14 protein-coding genes are annotated in these 17,979 nt (G+C 73.7%); 11 read left to right on the top strand and 3 right to left on the bottom strand.

What is annotated here, in order from left to right; translation table 11 throughout:
• Window positions 1-7: 7 nt before the first annotated feature.
• Complete coding sequence (locus OIE69_RS12715; RefSeq protein WP_326572094.1) at window positions 8-703, top strand: class III extradiol dioxygenase subunit B-like domain-containing protein; 696 nt, start codon at window positions 8-10, stop codon at window positions 701-703.
• A gap of 30 nt (window positions 704-733) precedes the next feature.
• On the opposite strand, the gene OIE69_RS12710 is transcribed toward OIE69_RS12715, so the two are convergent.
• The gene (locus OIE69_RS12710; protein ID WP_326572093.1) at window positions 734-973 is read right to left on the bottom strand and encodes an antitoxin; all 240 of its coding nucleotides are present in this window, start codon (window positions 971-973) and stop codon (window positions 734-736) included.
• A 108-nt stretch (window positions 974-1,081) separates the two neighbouring features.
• On the opposite strand from OIE69_RS12710, the gene miaA reads away from it, so the two are divergent.
• The 6 genes from miaA (at window position 1,082) to hflX (ending at window position 8,991) form a co-directional block, all read left to right on the top strand.
• Window positions 1,082-2,023, top strand: coding sequence for a tRNA (adenosine(37)-N6)-dimethylallyltransferase MiaA (gene miaA, locus OIE69_RS12705; protein WP_326572092.1), 942 nt, complete (start codon window positions 1,082-1,084; stop codon window positions 2,021-2,023).
• A 99-nt stretch (window positions 2,024-2,122) separates the two neighbouring features.
• A complete protein-coding gene (locus OIE69_RS12700; protein ID WP_179280130.1) occupies window positions 2,123-2,599 on the top strand; it encodes a hypothetical protein in 477 nt (158 codons plus the stop codon).
• Between the two features lie 16 nt (window positions 2,600-2,615).
• Window positions 2,616-3,494: a diaminopimelate epimerase gene (dapF, locus tag OIE69_RS12695; RefSeq protein ID WP_326572091.1), complete on the top strand. Its 879-nt coding sequence runs from the start codon at window positions 2,616-2,618 to the stop codon at window positions 3,492-3,494.
• 152 nt (window positions 3,495-3,646) lie between these two features.
• Window positions 3,647-5,779 carry a RelA/SpoT family protein gene (locus OIE69_RS12690; protein ID WP_326572090.1) on the top strand — a complete coding sequence of 711 codons (2,133 nt, stop codon included), beginning with the start codon at window positions 3,647-3,649 and terminating at the stop codon, window positions 5,777-5,779.
• A gap of 72 nt (window positions 5,780-5,851) precedes the next feature.
• Window positions 5,852-7,336: a M1 family metallopeptidase gene (locus tag OIE69_RS12685; protein ID WP_326572089.1), complete on the top strand. Its 1,485-nt coding sequence runs from the start codon at window positions 5,852-5,854 to the stop codon at window positions 7,334-7,336.
• A gap of 146 nt (window positions 7,337-7,482) precedes the next feature.
• A complete protein-coding gene (hflX, locus tag OIE69_RS12680) occupies window positions 7,483-8,991 on the top strand; it encodes a GTPase HflX (RefSeq protein WP_326572088.1) in 1,509 nt (502 codons plus the stop codon).
• Between the two features lie 74 nt (window positions 8,992-9,065).
• On the opposite strand, the gene OIE69_RS12675 is transcribed toward hflX, so the two are convergent.
• The gene (locus OIE69_RS12675; protein WP_326572087.1) at window positions 9,066-10,241 is read right to left on the bottom strand and encodes a trypsin-like serine peptidase; all 1,176 of its coding nucleotides are present in this window, start codon (window positions 10,239-10,241) and stop codon (window positions 9,066-9,068) included.
• Window positions 10,242-10,455: 214 nt separating this feature from the next.
• On the opposite strand from OIE69_RS12675, the gene OIE69_RS12670 reads away from it, so the two are divergent.
• The 4 genes from OIE69_RS12670 to OIE69_RS12655 all read left to right on the top strand — a co-directional run bounded on the left by OIE69_RS12670 (window position 10,456) and on the right by OIE69_RS12655 (window position 16,628).
• On the top strand, window positions 10,456-11,838 hold the full coding sequence (locus OIE69_RS12670) for a diaminobutyrate--2-oxoglutarate transaminase family protein (protein ID WP_326581104.1): 1,383 nt from the start codon (window positions 10,456-10,458) through the stop codon (window positions 11,836-11,838).
• 67 nt (window positions 11,839-11,905) lie between these two features.
• Entirely contained in the window at window positions 11,906-13,786 is a 1,881-nt protein-coding gene (locus tag OIE69_RS12665; protein WP_326572086.1) for an IucA/IucC family protein, read from the top strand.
• A gap of 21 nt (window positions 13,787-13,807) precedes the next feature.
• Window positions 13,808-14,557 (top strand): GNAT family N-acetyltransferase, encoded by a 750-nt coding sequence (locus OIE69_RS12660; RefSeq protein WP_326572085.1) that lies wholly within the window; start codon window positions 13,808-13,810, stop codon window positions 14,555-14,557.
• A gap of 82 nt (window positions 14,558-14,639) precedes the next feature.
• The gene (locus OIE69_RS12655) at window positions 14,640-16,628 is read left to right on the top strand and encodes an ATP-dependent DNA helicase (RefSeq protein ID WP_326572084.1); all 1,989 of its coding nucleotides are present in this window, start codon (window positions 14,640-14,642) and stop codon (window positions 16,626-16,628) included.
• Window positions 16,629-16,733: 105 nt separating this feature from the next.
• Here the strand turns inward: OIE69_RS12655 and lexA are convergent, their stop codons facing one another.
• The gene (gene lexA, locus OIE69_RS12650) at window positions 16,734-17,504 is read right to left on the bottom strand and encodes a transcriptional repressor LexA (protein ID WP_026251503.1); all 771 of its coding nucleotides are present in this window, start codon (window positions 17,502-17,504) and stop codon (window positions 16,734-16,736) included.
• Window positions 17,505-17,979 lie beyond the last annotated feature (475 nt).

Here is a 17,979-nt window from a genome sequence, read left to right as displayed (position 1 = left end):
TCCGATCATGCTGGTCGCCGCCGCCGTCTGCCCCTGTCCGCCGCTGCTCGTGCCCGACGTCGCGTCGGGCGCGGCGCCGGAACTGGACCCGCTGCGCGCCGCCTGCGCGGACGCCCTGGGCGTGCTGGCCGCTGCGCGCCCCGATCTGCTCGTGGTGGTGGGCGCCGCGGACTCCGCGCACGTCTGGGAGGGCGGTGGCACGGGCTCACTGCGCCCCTACGGCGTGAACCTCGCGGTGCGGCTGGGCGACGGCAGCGACCCCGAGCCCCTGGCCCCGTCGCTGACACTCGCGGCCTGGCTCCTGACGCGGGCCGGCTCGACCGCGCCGCTGCACGCCGCCGGGGTGCCCGCGTCCGCGCCGGCGGCCAGGATGCTGGAGCTGGGGCAGGGCCTGGCGGAGCTGGCCGACCGGGTGGCGCTGCTCGTCATGGGCGACGGCAGCACCTGCCGTACGCTCAAGGCGCCCGGCTACCTCGACGAGCGCGCCGAGCCCTTCGACGCCTCCGTGGCGCGCGCCCTGGGCGCCGCGGACACCAAGGCGCTGGCAGCCCTGGACGCGCCGCTGGCGACCGAACTGGGTGCGGCCGGACGCGCCCCCTGGCAGGTGCTCGCCGGAGCGGCCGACGGCGCCGGGCTCAGCGGCGACCTGCTGTACTACCAGGCGCCGTACGGAGTCGGCTACTTCGTGGCGGCCTGGTCGTAGCAGGGGCGGGTCCCGGGGCCCGGACCGTCCTCAGGGCGTGTCCTTGGAGCCGCCGTCCTTCAGGTGCTCCATGGCGTCCTTCGTCTTGTCCACGCCCTTGTGGATCTTTCCGCTGTACTTGTGCTTGGTCTTCTCGTCGACCGTGTGCGCGACCTTGTCCAGCCGGGAGCCGATCGCCTCGCCGTGCTGCTCCACGAAGTCGCCGGCCTTGGCGCCGGCCCTGGCCCTGGCGTGCTCGGCCTTGGCCTTCAGCGTGTCCTTGAGGCTCATGCGTCACCGTCTCCCATGGATGCCTTTGTCGGAAATGACCCTTTTCCCGTAACGATCTTACTCGTCCACAGGTGAAACCGCGCCGCCGGAATTTGCGAAACTGTACACGTGAGAAACGACGTCCCCCACGTGATCGCCGTCGTCGGCCCCACCGCGGCCGGCAAGTCCGACCTCGGTGTCGCCCTTGCCCAGGCCCTCGGCGGAGAGGTGGTCAACGCGGATTCCATGCAGCTCTACCGGGGCATGGACATCGGCACCGCCAAGCTCACCGAGGGCGAGCGGCAGGACGTGCCGCACCACCTGCTCGACATATGGGACGTCACCCTGGCCGCCAGCGTCGCCGAGTACCAGCGCCTGGCCCGCGCCGAGATCGACCGGCTGCTGGCCGCCGGGCGCACCCCCGTGCTCGTCGGCGGCTCCGGGCTCTACGTGCGCGCCGCCATCGACGCCCTGGAGTTCCCCGGCACCGACCCGCAGGTGCGGGCCCGGCTGGAGGCGGAGCTCGACACGCTCGGCTCCGGCCTGCTGCACGCCCGCCTGGCGGCCGTGGACCCGGAGGCGGCCCGCGTGATCCTGCCCGGCAACGGCCGGCGGATCGTCCGCGCGCTGGAGGTCGTGGAGATCACCGGCCGCCCCTTCACCGCGAACCTGCCCGGTCCCGACTCCGTGTACGACACCGTCCAGATCGGCGTCGACGTCCCCCGCCCGGAACTCGACGAACGGATCACGCTGCGCGTCGACCGCATGTGGGAGGCCGGACTGATCGGCGAGGTGACCGCCCTGGAGAGGGCCGGCCTGCGCGAGGGGCGCACGGCCTCCCGGGCGCTCGGCTACCAGCAGGTGCTGGCCGCGCTGGCCGGGGAGTGCACCGAAGCGGAGGCGCGCGCCGAGACCGTGCGCGCCACCAAGCGCTTCGCACGCCGCCAGGATTCGTGGTTCCGCAGGGACCGCCGCGTCCAGTGGCTCAGCGGCCGCGGACAGGAACTGGTGACCCAGGCGCTCGCCCTTGTCGGCCCCGCCAGGTCGGGCGGTCACAGCCTGATCACGTGATGGCATCGGGACGCCTCAGCGGCACTTGACGCCTCTTCGCCCGTGCCATCATCGAGCATCGGAGCTACGGTGTCGGACTTCTTGGGAGGGCGCGTGGCGATGGAGGCCGGCCCTCGCAACGGACCACAGCCGGATCACACCGAGCGCGCCTCAGGCGAGGAGCTCGAGCCGCGCGACCGGCTCGTGGTCGACGGCCCCCTGGAGGACCCGCTGGACGAGCAGACCCTCGCTGAGGAGGAGCAGTCCTTCCGCGAGCTGCGTCCCGAGCGGCGCCTGCGCGCGTGGCAGATCGCCCCGATCGTCGCCCTCGGCGTGCTCGGCTCGCTCATGTTCGCCTTCCCGCTGGCCTTCGAGACCGGTGACGGCGGCGCCGTCGTCGCGATGCTCGGCCTCCTGCTGGGCTGCTGCTCCGCGGGCTGGGGGATCATGGCCGCCCGCCGGGTCGGCTACACCTGGCCGGGGCTGCCGGCCCGCGGTTCCGGCCGCCGTCCGGACTGGCGCTTCGTGGCGCTGTACGCGGCGATCACGGTGGTGCTGGCGCTGCTCGCCTTCTGGCGGGTCGCCCGTCTGCGCTGACCCGTAGACTCGGCGCATGACCAGCGCAGCACCGCAGGGCCTGCCCTTCCTCAAGGGGCACGGCACGGAGAACGACTTCGTGATCATCCCCGACCCCGACGGGGCGCTCGACCTGACCCCGGCGGCCGTCGCGCGCCTGTGCGACCGCCGCGCCGGGATCGGCGGCGACGGGGTGCTGCGGGTCGTGCGGTCGGCGAAGCACCCGGAGGCCGCCGCCGTGGCCGCCGAGGCCGAGTGGTTCATGGACTACCGCAACAGCGACGGCAGCATCGCGGAGATGTGCGGCAACGGCGTACGCGTCTTCGCCCACTACCTCCTGCGCGCCGGGCTCACCGGCGCGGGCGACCTCGCCGTGGCGACCCGCGCGGGCGTGCGCCGGGTGCACATCGACAAGGACGGCGACATCACCGTCGACATGGGCCGTGCCGCGCTCCCCACCGGCGGGGTGGAGGTCGCGGTCGGCGAGCGCAGCTGGCCCGCCCGCAACGTGAACATGGGCAACCCGCACGCCGTCGCCTTCGTCGACGACCTCGCCGACGCCGGCAAGCTGCTGGACGCACCGGCATGGGCGCCCGCCGCGGCCTACCCGGACGGCGTGAACGTGGAGTTCGTCGTCGACCGCGGCGACCGCCACGTCGCCATGCGGGTCCACGAGCGCGGCTCCGGCGAGACCCGCTCCTGCGGTACCGGGGCCTGCGCCGTCATGGTCGCCGCGGCCCGGCGCGACGGCCGCGACCCGGCCGTGACCGGCCGTCCCGAGACGTACCGGGTCGATCTGCCGGGCGGCACCCTGGTGATCACCGAACGTCCCGACGGGACGGTCGAGATGACCGGCCCCGCCGTCATCGTCGCCGAGGGCGTCATCGATCCGGCCTGGCTCGGCGACGGCGGCTGAGGATACCCGCTCCAAGGGCCCGGTATTCGCTCGAACGGGTGATGCCGATCACGCTGGGCGAGAGCGTGGCAGCGGCACGTGATGGGCTCGGTAGCATCAAGCACCGGCACGGAAGCCATCCCGCCGGTGGGTGACGCTGCCGGAGGTGCCGCATGAGACCGGACAACGCAGTGGAGACCGCCCCGGGCGCCGCAGGACGCAGGCGCATCCCCCGGGCCGCGGACCTGCGCCGGATGGGACGTGCGGCCCTGCTGGGCCCCGGCGGCCGCGCGGGCCGGCTCCCCGAGTCCATCGAGCACATCGCCAAGGTGCACCGCACCCGGCATCCCGGCGCGGACCTCGCCATCCTGCGCAAGGCGTACGTGCTCGCCGAGTCCTCGCACCGCGGGCAGATGCGCAAGAGCGGCGAGCCGTACATCACGCACCCGCTCGCCGTGACCCTGCTCCTGGCCGAACTCGGCGCGGAGACGACGACGTTGACCGCCTCACTGCTCCACGACACCGTCGAGGACACCGAGGTGACGCTCGATCAGGTACGGGAGGAGTTCGGCGAGGAGGTCCGCTTCCTCGTCGACGGCGTCACCAAACTGGAGAAGGTCGACTACGGCGCCGCCGCCGAGCCGGAGACCTTCCGCAAGATGCTCGTCGCCACCGGCAACGATGTCCGCGTCATGTCGATCAAGCTCGCCGACCGGCTGCACAACATGCGCACCCTCGGCGTCATGCGGCCCGAGAAGCAGGCCCGCATCGCCAAGGTCACCCGGGACGTGCTGATCCCGCTCGCCGAACGCCTCGGCGTCCAGGCGCTGAAGACCGAACTGGAGGACCTGGTCTTCGCCATCCTCCACCCCGAGGACTACCTCCGCACCACCGAACTGATCCTGGAGCACGCCGCCCTGCCCGATCCGCTGGGCGCCGTCGCCGAGGACGTCCGCAGGGTGCTCCGCGAGGCCGGCATCAGCTCCGAGGTCGAGGTGCGGCCCCGGCACGTGGTCTCCGTGCACCGGGTCCGGCTCAAGCGCGGCGGCGCGCTGCCCGGCGGCAGCGACTTCGGCCGGGTGCTGATCCAGGTCGCCGAGGACGCCGACTGCTACGCCGTCCTCGGCGAACTGCACACCTGTTTCACCCCCGTCATCGCGGAGTTCAAGGACTTCATCGCGGCGCCCAAGTTCAACCTCTACCAGTCGCTGCACACCGCCATCCGCGACGGCGACGGACGCGTGGCCGAAGTCCTCATCCGCACACGGCAGATGCACCACGTCGCCGAGGCCGGGGTCATCGCGCTCGGCAACCCGTACGCCACCGCCGAGACCGCGGAGTGCGACGAGGGCGAGCGCGTCGACCCCACGCGCCCCGGCTGGCTCGCCCGGCTGCTGGAGTGGCAGCGCGAGGCCCCCGACCCGGACTTCTTCTGGAGCACCCTGCGCGACGAACTCGCCCAGGACCGCGAGGTCACCGTCTTCTCCGCCGACGGCGGCACCGTGGGCCTGCCCGACGGCGCCACGTGCACCGACGCGGCGTACGCACTGCACGGCGAGGGCGCCCACGCCTGCGTCGGGGTGCGCGTCAACGGACGGCTCGCACCGCTCGGCACCGTGCTGCGGGACGGCGACACCGTCCAATTGCTGATGACCGAGGGCGCCGACGGGGACGCGGACGGATACGGGCCCTCGCCCGAGTGGCTGGAGCACGCCCGCACCCCGGCCGCCCGGATCGCCATCGCCCGCTGGCTGGAGGCCCATCCGGTGGCCACCGACGAGGAGGAGCCGGCCGCACCCGCCGTCCGCGCCGCCGCCACGGCCGCCCGCAGGGCCGCCGAACCGCTCGCGGACACCGACCCGCCCGGTGCCGCCGTGCGCATGGCCCGCTGCTGCACCCCCGTGCCGCCCGACGGGATCACCGGCTTCCCCATCCGCGGCGGCACCGTCGCCGTGCACCGCAGCGAGTGTCCCGTCGCCGCGCGCATGGCCGCCTCCGGCCGTGCCCAGGTCGCCGTCCAGTGGCGCTCCGACGCCCCCGTCACCGGTCACCGGGCCACCCTGTACGCCGAGGCGCTCGGCCGGCCCCGGCTGCTCGCCGACCTCACCGAGGTGATCGCCACCGAGGGCGTGGCCATCGTCTACGCCGCCGTGGAGCCGCCCCAGGAGCACCGCGTACGCCACACCTACACCGTCGAACTGCCCGACCCGGGAGCGCTGCCCGCCCTCATGCGCGCGATGCGCGCCGTGCCCGGTGTGTACGACGTGTACCGCGCCCAGGAGGCCGTGGCCGCCGCGCAGCCGTAGAGGAGTACCCGATCGGGTGGGGTGCCCACGCGTCGCCGCCCGGCGGGCACGGTGCGCTGATAGCCGTATCCCATGATCGGATCCTTTGCGCGCCGTGCCACCGTCACCGCGGCGGCCGTGGCGGCGCTCACCGCGGCCGGACTGCCCGGTGACACGACGCCCGTAGGGCTCGGTGACCGGCTCTACCCCGAACTCGGCAACCCCGGGTACGACGTCCACGACTACGACATCTCGTTCACCTACCGCGGCAACGACCGGCCGCTGGACGCCGTGACCCGGGTCGACGCCCTCGCCACGGACACCCTGAACCGCTTCCACCTCGACTTCCGCGGCGACGTCCGCTCCGTCGAGGTCAACGGTCGCCGGGCGGCGTTCCGCACCTGGCGCGAGGAACTGGTCGTCACCCCCGCCGTCCCCGTCCCCCGCGGCGACCGCCTGCGGGTGACCGTCGTCCACACCAGCGACCCCGCGGCCAAGGGCGACACCGGGTGGATCCGCACCAAGGACGGCCTGGCCATGGCCAACCAGGCCGCCGCGGCCCACACCGTCTTCCCCTGCAACGACCACCCCTCGGACAAGGCCCGCTTCGCCTTCCACGTCACCGCGCCGAACGACCTCACCGTCGTCGCCAACGGCCTGCCCGAGACGGCCGTCCGCAAGGGCCCCGTGACGACCTGGAACTACCGCACCGTCCACGTGATGGCCACCGAGCTCGCCCAGGTGTCCGTCGGCCGCTCCACCGTCCTGCGCCGCACCGGCCCTGGCGGCCTCCCGCTGCGGGACGTCGTCGGCACCGCCGACCCGGACCGGGCCAAGCTCGAGAAGCGCCTGGAGATGACCGCCGGGCAGATCGCGTGGATGGAGCAGCAGGTCGGCCCGTTCCCCCTCGAGACGTACGGCATCCTCAGCGCCGACACCGTCACCGGCTTCGAGTTGGAGACCCAGACCCTCTCGCTCTTCGAGCGGCGGGTGCTGCTGAGCCGGGAGGCCGACGCGGCGCCGGTGATGGTGCACGAGCTGGCCCACCAGTGGTTCGGCGACAGCGTCTCGCCCGCGACCTGGTCCGACCTGTGGCTCAACGAGGGGCACGCCACCTGGTACCAGTGGCGCTACGCCGCCGAGCACTACCGGGAGCTCACGCTGGAGCAGCTCGCCAAGGCCGCCTACGGCGCCGACGCGCGCCTGCGTCGCGACGGCGGCCCGGCCGCCGCCCCCAAGCCGCCCGGCAGCGACGGCAAGCTCGGCATCTTCCGCGGCAACGTCTACTTCGGCGGGGCGCTCGTGCTGTACGCCCTGCGCCAGGAGATGGGCGCCGACGCCTTCCAGCGGCTGGAGCGCGCCTGGGTGGCCCGCCACCGCGACGGGGTCGCCTCCACCCGTGACTTCATCGCTCTCGCCTCCGCCGTCGCCGGCCGCGACCTGGGCGGCTTCCTGCACGCCTGGCTCTACGGGCCCACCACGCCGCCGATGCCCGGCCACCCCGACTGGAAGCGCTCCGTGCCCGCCAAACCGGTGCACGGCCACGCGCACCGGCGTGAGGCGGGGAAAGTCGCGTGACCCGGCGGCGAGGGGCGTGCGACCATCTAACTACGGCGACGACGGCGCGCCCGGACCTGGGGAATCCTCCGGGCCCGCGGGACGTTGTCACCGTACGAGGGGCCGAGTGCTCCCCGTTCCCGTCGACCATCCGAGCAAAGGATCCAATGACCTCCTCTTCCTCCTCTTCTTCTGCTTCTCCTGCCCGCAGCCGCCAGCGCCTCCCCGAGAGCCTTCGGGCCGACGCCCTGATGGAAGAGGACGTCGCCTGGAGTCACGAGATCGACGGAGAGCGTGACGGCGACCAGTTCGACCGCTCCGACCGTGCGTCGCTGCGACGGGTCGTCGGCCTCTCCACCGAGCTCGAGGACATCACCGAGGTCGAGTACCGCCAGCTCCGCCTGGAGCGGGTCGTGCTCGTCGGGGTCTGGACGGACGGCACGGTGCAGGACGCCGAGAACTCCCTCGCGGAGCTCGCCGCCCTCGCCGAGACCGCCGGCGCCCTCGTTCTGGACGGTGTCATCCAGCGCCGCGACAAGCCGGACCCAGCGACCTACATCGGTTCCGGCAAGGCCCAGGAACTGCGCGACATCGTCATGGAGAGCGGTGCCGACACCGTCGTCTGCGACGGTGAGCTCAGCCCCGGCCAGCTCATCCACCTCGAGGACGTCGTCAAGGTCAAGGTCGTCGACCGCACCGCGCTGATCCTCGACATCTTCGCCCAGCACGCCAAGAGCCGTGAGGGCAAGGCCCAGGTCTCGCTCGCGCAGATGCAGTACATGCTGCCGCGGCTGCGCGGCTGGGGCCAGTCGCTCTCCCGGCAGATGGGTGGCGGTGGCTCCGGCTCCTCGGGCGGCGGCATGGCCACCCGCGGTCCCGGTGAGACCAAGATCGAGACCGACCGTCGGCGCATCCGCGAGAAGATGGCCAAGATGCGCCGGGAGATCGCGGAGATGAAGACCAGCCGCGACCTGAAGCGCCAGGAACGCAAGCGCCACAAGGTGCCCTCGGTCGCGATCGCCGGCTACACCAACGCCGGCAAGTCCTCGCTCCTCAACCGGCTCACCGGAGCGGGCGTCCTGGTGGAGAACGCGCTGTTCGCCACCCTCGACCCGACCGTGCGCCGGGCGGAGACCCCGAGCGGGCGGCTCTACACGCTGGCGGACACCGTCGGCTTTGTGCGGCACCTGCCGCACCACCTGGTCGAGGCGTTCCGCTCCACCATGGAGGAGGTCGCCGAGGCCGACCTCATCGTGCACGTGGTGGACGGCTCGCACCCCAACCCGGACGAGCAGCTCGCCGCGGTGCGCGAGGTCTTCCGCGACGTCGGCGCGCTCAACGTGCCGGAGATCGTGGTGATCAACAAGGCGGACGCCGCCGACCCGGTGCTGCTGCAGTCCCTGCTGCGCCGCGAGAAGCACTCCATCGCCGTCTCCGCCCGCACCGGGCGGGGCATCGCGGAGCTGCTCGGCATGATCGACGACGCGCTGCCGCGGCCCGCCGTCGAGATCGAGGCCCTGGTGCCGTACACGCGCGGTGAGCTCGTCGCCCGCGTCCATGCGGACGGCGAGGTGCTCTCCGAGGAGCACACCGGCGAGGGCACCCTGCTCAAGGCGCGGGTGCACGACGAGCTCGCGGCGGACCTCGAGCCGTTCGCGCTGGCCGCGCGCCGCTAGTCCGGTATCCCCGGTAGGTACCGGAAGGGCCCTCCCCCGCGCGGGGGGGGCCCTTCCGGCGTCCGGTGGCCGTGTCAGCCGCGGACGGCGTCGAACACCTCCTCGGCCTCGGAACCCAGGTGCGGTCCCGCCAGCCAGCGGGGGCCGTCCTGCGGACCGATCGAGGTGTTGCTGACCAGGGCCTGTTCTCCGCCGGGCTGCCGGGCGAACCAGCCGCCGCCGGACGAGCCCGCCGTCATGGTGCAGCCCAGCCAGTGCATCGTCGGCGCCGCCGAGTCCAGGGCGAGCCGGACCGGGTCGCCCGAGCAGTGGTACTGCTGGTAGCCGAAGCCGTCGAAGGGGGCCGCCGCCGGGTAGCCGCGGATGTCCATGGAGTCGATGCCGGCCGAGGTGGGCGCGTCGAACCAGACCGGCACCGAGGCCCCGACCGTCTCCTCCAGCGACTTGTCCGAGTCCGGGTTGGTCACCTTCAGCACCGCGAAGTCGTAGGGGTAGGCGGAACTCGTCTCCGAGGACTCCCCGCCCCCGTCGATCCACTGCTGGGAGGTCCCCGCCTTCGTCGCCCACCAGGTGCCGTAGGGAGCGAGCTGCTCCTTGCCGGCACTGCGCAGCGCGGCGCCGCTCAGGCCCGTGTCGTTGAAGGACGGCACGAAGACGATGTTGCGGTACCACCCGCCCTGGGCGCCCGCGTGCACGCAGTGGCCCGCCGTCCACACCAGGTCGCTGCGGCCCGGGTTCGCCGGGTCGCTCACCACCGTGGCCGAGCAGACCGCCTGGCCGTCGGGCATGTCGAAGAGCAGCTTGCCCGTGGCCGGGGAGGCCTCGTGGTACGGGGTCGCAAGGCGCTGCGCCCGGATCGCGGCGGGCTCCGGGTCGGTGGTGCCGTCGTCCGCCTGCCGCAGATCGGGTCGTTGCTCGTCATCCGGGGTCCCGTCGGCGTTGCGGAGCCGGTCGGCGTCCCAGAGGTCCTTGATGACGGGGTTGATGAAGTCGGCCGCGTCGCGCAGCCACTTGTCCTTGTCCCAGTTCTTCCAGCCGCCGTTCTTCAGCGCGTCGGCCCACTTGTCCAGGTCGTCGAGGCTGGTCGGGAGGGCGGTCGGCAGTTGGAGGCCGCCGTCGCCGGACGACGCGGTGGGCGTCGGGCTCGGCTTGGCGTCGGCGTTGTCGTCGGACGGGCCGCAGGCCGTCGCGGTCACGGCGAGCAGTGCCGCGGCGACGGCGGCCGCGGCCAACCGGCTTATCGGTGCCATGGGTTGTGGTCCCCCTGTTGTCAACACGTCGTCAACACGTCGTCTGCCCGCTCGAGGGCGATCCCTCACCGTGCCCTCGAGGAGAGGACGGCGGACGCCGCGCCGACGGTTCCTCGCCAGGATCTCGGCCCCAGGCAGTTGCCGGTAAGCGCGTGCCTCGTTGGTAGCTCCGGGAACGCAAGCGCCGACACCGAGGAGTGAGCACGTGGCCGCCATGCCGAGCGCGAGGTGCCGACCGGCGGCGCACGAGGGCGAGTCCGACGACACCGAGGGCATCCTGCGGCGCCAGTCCCAGCGCGAGTCCGCCGCCCGCACCTACGCCCGCTCGCTGCCCGTCGTCCCCGTGCGGGCCCGCGGCATGACCATCGAGGGCGCCGACGGCCGCCGCTACCTCGACTGCCTCTCCGGCGCCGGCACCCTGGCCCTCGGCCACAACCACCCCGTCGTCCTCGAGGCCATCCGCGCGGTCCTCGACTCCGGCGCCCCACTCCACGTCCTGGACCTCGCGACCCCGGTCAAGGACGCCTTCACCACCGCCCTCTTCGAGACGCTGCCGCCTCGACTCGCCCGGCACGGACGCATCCAGTTCTGCGGCCCGGCCGGCACCGACGCCGTCGAGGCCGCCCTCAAGCTCGTCCGCACCGCCACCGGCCGCGGCGGACTGCTCGCCTTCTCCGGGGGCTACCACGGCATGACCGCCGCCGCCCTCGCCGCCACGGGCGACACCGCCGTCCGCGGCGCGGCGGGGACCGCCGACGCGCGGGTCACCCGGCTCCCCTACCCGTACGACTACCGCTGCCCGTTCGGCATCGGCGGTGAAGACGGCGCCGAGCTCTCCGCCCGGCTGACTGAGAGCCTGCTCGACGACCCCAAGGGCGGCATCCAGCCCCCCGCGGGCATGCTCCTCGAACCCGTCCAGGGCGAGGGCGGTGTCATCCCCGCCCCCGACACCTGGCTGCGGCGGATGCGCGAACTGACCGCCGCCCGCGGCATCCCGCTCATCGCCGACGAGGTGCAGACCGGTGTGGGGCGCACCGGGACCTTCTGGGCCGTCGAGCACAGCGGCATCGTCCCCGACGTGATGGTCCTCTCCAAGGCGATCGGCGGCAGCCTCCCGCTCGCCGTCATCGTCTACCGCGAGGAACTCGACTGCTGGCAGCCCGGCGCCCACGCGGGCACCTTCCGCGGCAACCAGCTCGCCATGGCCGCGGGCACCGCCACCCTCGCCTATGTGCGGCGCAACGGCCTCGCCGAGCGTGCCGCCCTGCTCGGGGACCGTATGCTCGCCCGGCTGCGGGGCCTGGCCGCGGAGCACCCATGCGTCGGCGACGTCCGCGGCCGCGGCCTCATGCTCGGCGTCGAACTCGTCGACCCGGACGCGGCCACCGGACCCCGGGCCGTCCCCCCGACCGCGCCCCGCCTCGCGGCGGCCGTCCGCAGGGCCGCCCTCGACCGCGGGCTCATCGTCGAACTCGGCGGCCGCGACGGCAGCGTGATCCGGCTGCTGCCCCCGCTGACGATCACCGAAGAACAGTCAGAAGCCGTCCTGGACCGCCTCGCCGACGCCCTTGCCGCGGCGGCGGCGGTCCGGGCGTGACCTTGCGCCCACCGGCCCCGTTCCGGGGCGGATCCCACCGGACGCCGACCCCTCACGGAGCGAAGCGATGACCGTACGTCCCGGCGAAGAAGCCACCGTGGCCGTCCCCCAGCAGCGCGCCGCCGCGGCCGAACCGCAGGGCCGCACCGCGCTGCCGGGCCGTGCCGAACCGGCGGGCCACGCCGGGCCGCCGGCGCCGCCCGACCCGTCGCCCGGCGCCGACCCGCTGGAGCAGGCGGATCCGTGGGCCGCCGCCGACGCCGCGGGCACGGAGGCCCTGCTGCGCTGCTGGGTCCGTGAGACGGGGCTGCCTCCCGAGCCGGACGGCCGCACCCTGCGTGTGCCGCTCCCCGCGAGCGGCACCGAACTCCTCGTCCCGGTCCACCACCGGTCCGCCGTCGGCCACCACCGCTTCGGCGCCCCGCGGCCCGCCGCCGGAGGCGCCCCGCTGGACGCCGTCACCCTTGCCGCGCTGCTCGCCCGGGAGGCCGCCGCGACCGGCCCGGACGGTCCCGGCCTCGTCGCGCGCGTCGCCGACTCCGTACGCCAGACCGCCGCGTTCCTCGCCGCCCGCCGCGCCCGCCCCGCCGCCCCCCACGGCACCGACCCCTTCCTCGACGCAGAGCAGGCCCTCGTCCTGGGCCACCCGCTGCACCCCGCGCCCAAGGGCCGCGAAGGACTCACCGAGGCCGAGGCAGCGGTGTACGCCCCGGAGCTGCGCGGGGCCTTCGCCCTGCACTGGCTGTCCGTACACCGCTCCCTCCTGGCCACCGACTCCGCCTGGACCGAACGTGGCCGCCCCGTCCCCGCCGAGCACCTGCTGGCGGCCCTCGCCGGACCGGAACTCGTCCGGCGGCTCCCCGCGGGCACCGTGGCGCTCCCGCTCCACCCCTGGCAGGCCCGCGAGGTCGCCCACCGCCCCGGGGTGCGGGCACTGCTGGAGGCCGGACTCCTCCACGACCTCGGGGCCGCCGGCGACCCCTGGCACCCCACGTCCTCGCTGCGCACCGTGTACCGGCCCGGCGCCCCCGCGATGCTCAAGCTCTCGCTGGCCCTGCGGATCACCAACTCCCGCCGCGAGAACCTCCGCAAGGAGCTCCACCGCGGCGTCGAGGTGCACCGGCTGCTCCGGGCGGGCCTCGCCGCGCGCTGGCACGCCGCCCACCCCGGGTTCGACGTCGTCCGCGACCCCGCCTGGCTGGCCGTCGGCACCGCCGCCGGCGTCCCCGTACCCGGCCTCGACGTCGTCCTGCGGCACAACCCCTTCGGCCCCCGCGACGAGGTGCGCTGCCTCGCCGGCCTCACCGCCCCCCGCCCAGCCCCGGACGGCGGCGCCCTGCGGTCCCGGCTCGCCGAACTGCTGGCCCGGCTCGCGTCCCGTACCGGACGACCGGTGGCGGCCGTGGCCACCGAGTGGTTCCTGCGCTACCTCGACGCCGTGGTCCGTCCCGTCCTGTGGCTCGACGGCGAGGCGGGAATCGCCCTGGAGGCCCACCAGCAGAACACCCTGGTCGTCCTCGACGCCGACGGCTGGCCGTCCGGCGGCCGCTACCGCGACAACCAGGGCTACTACTTCCGCGAGTCCGCGCGCGCCGGCCTCACCGCCCTGCTGCCCGGAGCCGGCGACCGCAGCGACACCTTCGTGGCCGACGCCGTCGCGGACGAGCGCTTCGCCTACTACCTCGGCGTCAACAACGTCCTCGGCCTCGTCGGCGCCCTCGGCTCCCAGCGCCTCGCCGACGAACGGGTGCTCCTCGCCGCCCTCCGCCGCTTCCTGGCACAGGCCGCCCGCAGCGGCCGCTCCGGCCTGCCCGCGCGGCTGCTGGAGGAACCCCTGCTGCGCTGCAAGGCCAATCTCCTCACCCGGCTGCACGGGATCGACGAGCTGGTCGGCCCCGTCGACACCCAGTCCGTCTACGTCACCGTCCCCAACCCGCTCACCGCCTGACCAGAGGAGGCCGCGACCACCGTGGCGACCGCCGACCCCACCCGCGCCCCAGCCTCCCCGGCGGCGACCGCCGACCCCCGGGACCCCTGCGACGAGAACGCCGACGACACCCTCGACCTCGAACTGCCCCCCGAAGTCCGCGCCCTCTTCGACGAGGACGTCACCGCCGACGACCGCGCCGGCGGCGCGACCCCGCTCGACGACCTCCTCGACGGCGTCGCCGACTGGGGCCCGGTCGGCACCCCCGCGGGCACCTTCCAGCTCGTCCCCGTACGCCCCGAGCGCGACCTCCCCGTCATCGCCCGCTGGATGAACGACCCGGCCGTCGCGGAGTTCTGGGAGCTCGCGGGCCGGCCCGAGGTCGCCGAGCGGCACCTGCGCGCCCAGCTCGACGGCGACGGGCGCAGCATGCCCTGCGTCGGGGTCCTGGACGGGGTGCCCATGAGCTACTGGGAGGTCTACCGCGCCGACCTCGACCCGCTGGCCCGCTACTACCCGGCCCGCCCCCACGACACCGGGCTCCACCTGCTCATCGGGCCCGTCGCCGACCGGGCCCGCGGTCTCGGCGGCACCCTGCTGCGGGCCGTCGCCGACCACGCCCTGCGCCGGCGCCCCCGCTGCACCCGGGTGATCGCCGAGCCGGACCTGCGCAACACCCCGTCCGTGGCCGCCTTCCTCGCCGCGGGCTTCCGCTTCTCGGCGGAGGTCGAGCTGCCCGGCAAGCGGGCCGCGCTGCTGGTCCGCGACCGCGTACTGCGTCACGTCCTGTGACCCGCCGGTCCCGCGGGGGGACCGGCTCGTGGACGGTGGTGGCGACCGCGTTGTCGGTGCCGCCCCGTAGGCTGGACCCCCTATGACACAGCCCTCGAAGCCCGCCCTCACCGACCTCCTCCACGCCGCCGTCACCGCGGTCGGCGGGGTGGAGCGGCCCGGCCAGGTCGCCATGGCCGAAGCCGTCGCCGAAGCCGTGGACAACGGCTCCCACCTGCTCGTCCAGGCCGGCACCGGCACCGGCAAGTCGCTCGGCTACCTGGTGCCCGCGCTGGCCCATGGAGAGCGTGTGGTGGTCGCCACCGCGACCCTGGCCCTGCAGCGCCAGCTCGTCGAGCGCGACCTGCCGCGCACGGTCGACGCGCTGCAGCCGCTGCTGCGCCGCGAGCCGCAGTTCGCGATGCTCAAGGGCCGCTCCAACTACCTGTGCCTGCACCGGCTCCACGAGGGCGTGCCGCAGGACGAGGGCGACGGGCTCTTCGACCAGTTCGAGGCCGCCGCGCCGACCAGCAAGCTCGGCCAGGACCTGCTCCGGCTGCGCGACTGGTCGGACGAGACGGAGAACGGCGACCGCGACGACCTGACCCCCGGCGTCTCCGACCGCGCCTGGCAGCAGATCTCGGTGACCTCCCGCGAGTGCCTGGGGGCCTCGCGCTGCGCGTACGGCGCCGAGTGCTTCGCGGAGGCGGCGCGCGAGCGCGCCAAGCTCGCCGACGTCGTCGTCACCAACCACGCGCTGCTGGCCATCGACGCCCTCGAAGGTGCGCCCGTTCTGCCCTCCCACGAGGTGCTCGTCGTCGACGAGGCCCACGAACTGGTCTCCCGCGTCACCGGCGTCGCCACCGGCGAGCTCACCCCCGGCCGGGTCAACCGGACCGTGAAGCTCGCGGCGAAGCTGGTCAACGAGAAGGCCGCCGACGCCCTGATGAGCGCGTCGGAGGGCTTCGAGCGGCTCATGGAACTCGCCCTCCCCGGGCGTCTCGAGGAGCTGCCCGAGGATCTCCGCTACGCCCTGATGGCGCTGCGCGACGCCTGCCGCCAGGTCATCACCTCGCTCGGCGAGACCCGTGACCGCTCCGTGCAGGACGAGGACGCCGTGCGGAAGATGGCCCTCGCCGCCACGGAGAACGTCCACGAGGTCGCCGAGCGCATCGTCGAGGGCTCCGAGTACGACGTCGTCTGGTACGAGCGCCACGACCGCTTCGGCGCCTCGCTGCGGGTCGCCCCGCTCAGCGTCTCCGGGCTGCTGCGGGAGAAGCTGTTCACCGAGCGCTCCGTCGTCCTGACCTCCGCCACGCTCCGGCTGGGCGCCGACTTCAACGGGGTCGCGGCCTCGCTCGGGCTGGCCCCCGAGGGCACCGTGGTCGCCGAGGGTGAGGAGGAGCCGCCGGTCTGGAAGGGCCTCGACGTCGGCTCGCCCTTCGACTACCCCAAGCAGGGCATCCTCTACGTCGCCCGTCATCTGTCGCAGCCCGGCCGGGACAGCGGCCGCGAGGACATGCTTGACGAGCTCGCCGAACTGATCGAGGCCGCGGGCGGCCGCACACTCGGGCTGTTCTCGTCCATGCGTGCGGCCCAGGCCGCAGCCGAGGCGCTGCGCGGCCGTATCGACCACCCGATCCTGCTGCAGGGCGAGGAGACCCTGGGCGAGCTGATCCGCCGCTTCGCCTCGGACGCCCGCACCTGCCTGTTCGGCACCCTCTCGCTCTGGCAGGGCGTGGACGTGCCCGGTCCGAACTGCCAGTTGGTGGTCATGGACCGGATCCCGTTCCCCCGCCCCGACGACCCGCTGATGAGCGCACGGCAGAAGGCGGTGGAGGAGAAGGGCGGCAACGGCTTCATGGCGGTCGCCGCCACGCACGCGGCCCTGCTGATGGCCCAGGGTGCCGGCCGGCTGGTGCGGGCCTCCGGGGACCGCGGGGTCGTCGCAGTGCTCGACCCCCGGCTGGTCACGGCACGCTACGGCAGCTTCATCAAGGCCTCGATGCCGGACTTCTGGCAGACGACCGACCGCAACCAGGTCCGCCGCTCGCTGGCCGCCATCGACGCCGCCGCCCCGGCGGCCGAGTGACACCGCCGGGCACCCCGGCAGCACAGCAGGAGCAGCCCCCGGCACACAACGGGGCCCCGGAACCGGCGCAGAGGTCCCGGGGCCCGGTCACGGGCGGGTCCTGGGTCAGACCCGGCGCAGCACCGCCACCACCTTGCCGAGGATGGTCGCCTCGTCCCCAGGGATGGGCTGGTACGCGGCGTTGTGGGGCATCAGCCACACATGCCCGTCCTCGCGCTTGAAGCGCTTGACCGTGGCCTCTCCCTCGATCATCGCCGCGACGATGTCGCCGTTCTCCGCGACCGGCTGACGGCGCACGGTCACCCAGTCGCCGTCGCAGATGGCGGCCTCGATCATCGAATCGCCGACGACCTTCAGAACGAACAGCTCACCGTCGCCCACCAGCTGGCGGGGGAGCGGGAACACGTCCTCGACGGACTCCTCGGCGAGGATCGGGCCGCCGGCGGCGATCCGGCCCACCAGAGGGACGTACGACGCGGACGGCTTGCCCGCGGTGTCCGTGGGCTGCGCCTGCGTGGAGTCGGAGGCGCGCACCTCGTACGCCCGGGGGCGGTGCGGGTCGCGCCGGAGGAATCCCTTGCGCTCCAGGGCCATGAGCTGATGGGCGACCGACGAGGTGCTCGACAGCCCGACGGCCTGGCCGATCTCGCGCATGGACGGCGGGTATCCGCGCCGCTGGACGGAATCCCGGATCACCTCGATGACGCGCCTTTGGCGGTCGGTGAGTCCGGAGCTGTCCGCCCGGATTCCTGGAGGTCGTCCGGGTAGCGCTCGCGCGGGCTTTGGCGTCTCGTCGTTCATCGCTTCCATCGGGCGTACCCGGTCCTGGGGGCGGTCATGGGCGGTCAATGCGGCGCTGTCGGCGGTGGTGGTCACGGCGGCCCCTCTCGAGATGTTCTCCCTAGTAGGACAACGGTAGTTGCTTTCGAAAGGTTGCGCCAAACACACGTTCGAGTGAATTTGCATGGATCCACTGACGCGATCAAGGTGTAGATGGTATTGATCGAATGTAATTTCGAATTCGTTCGGCATTCGGGATCCTCGGGATCCGAACGCCGTTTCCCCGGGCCGGTATTGCGCCGGCGTCCCCGTCCCCTCGCCCGGTTCCATGATGCGCGAGCCGTGACGATCCGTACACCCAGTGTTCCACTCGCGCCCCGACTCTCCCGGGAGGCGCCGCGTCGCGTAGGCTCCCGTCCCGTCGGCGGGCCGCGACACGCGGTCCGTGTGATGGGCGCATATAGCCACCACGCCACCAGATCTAGTGGTTGGATGGTGTGCAGCCCCCACAAGTAGTGGTCCCCGGGTCATCAAGCCCTTCCGGATCGCCTATGCTTGTGGCTGCTTCGCG

Source organism: Actinacidiphila glaucinigra, assembly GCF_035918135.1.
GTDB lineage: Bacteria > Actinomycetota > Actinomycetes > Streptomycetales > Streptomycetaceae > Actinacidiphila > Actinacidiphila glaucinigra.
This window is presented reverse-complemented; position numbering and strand designations above follow the sequence as displayed.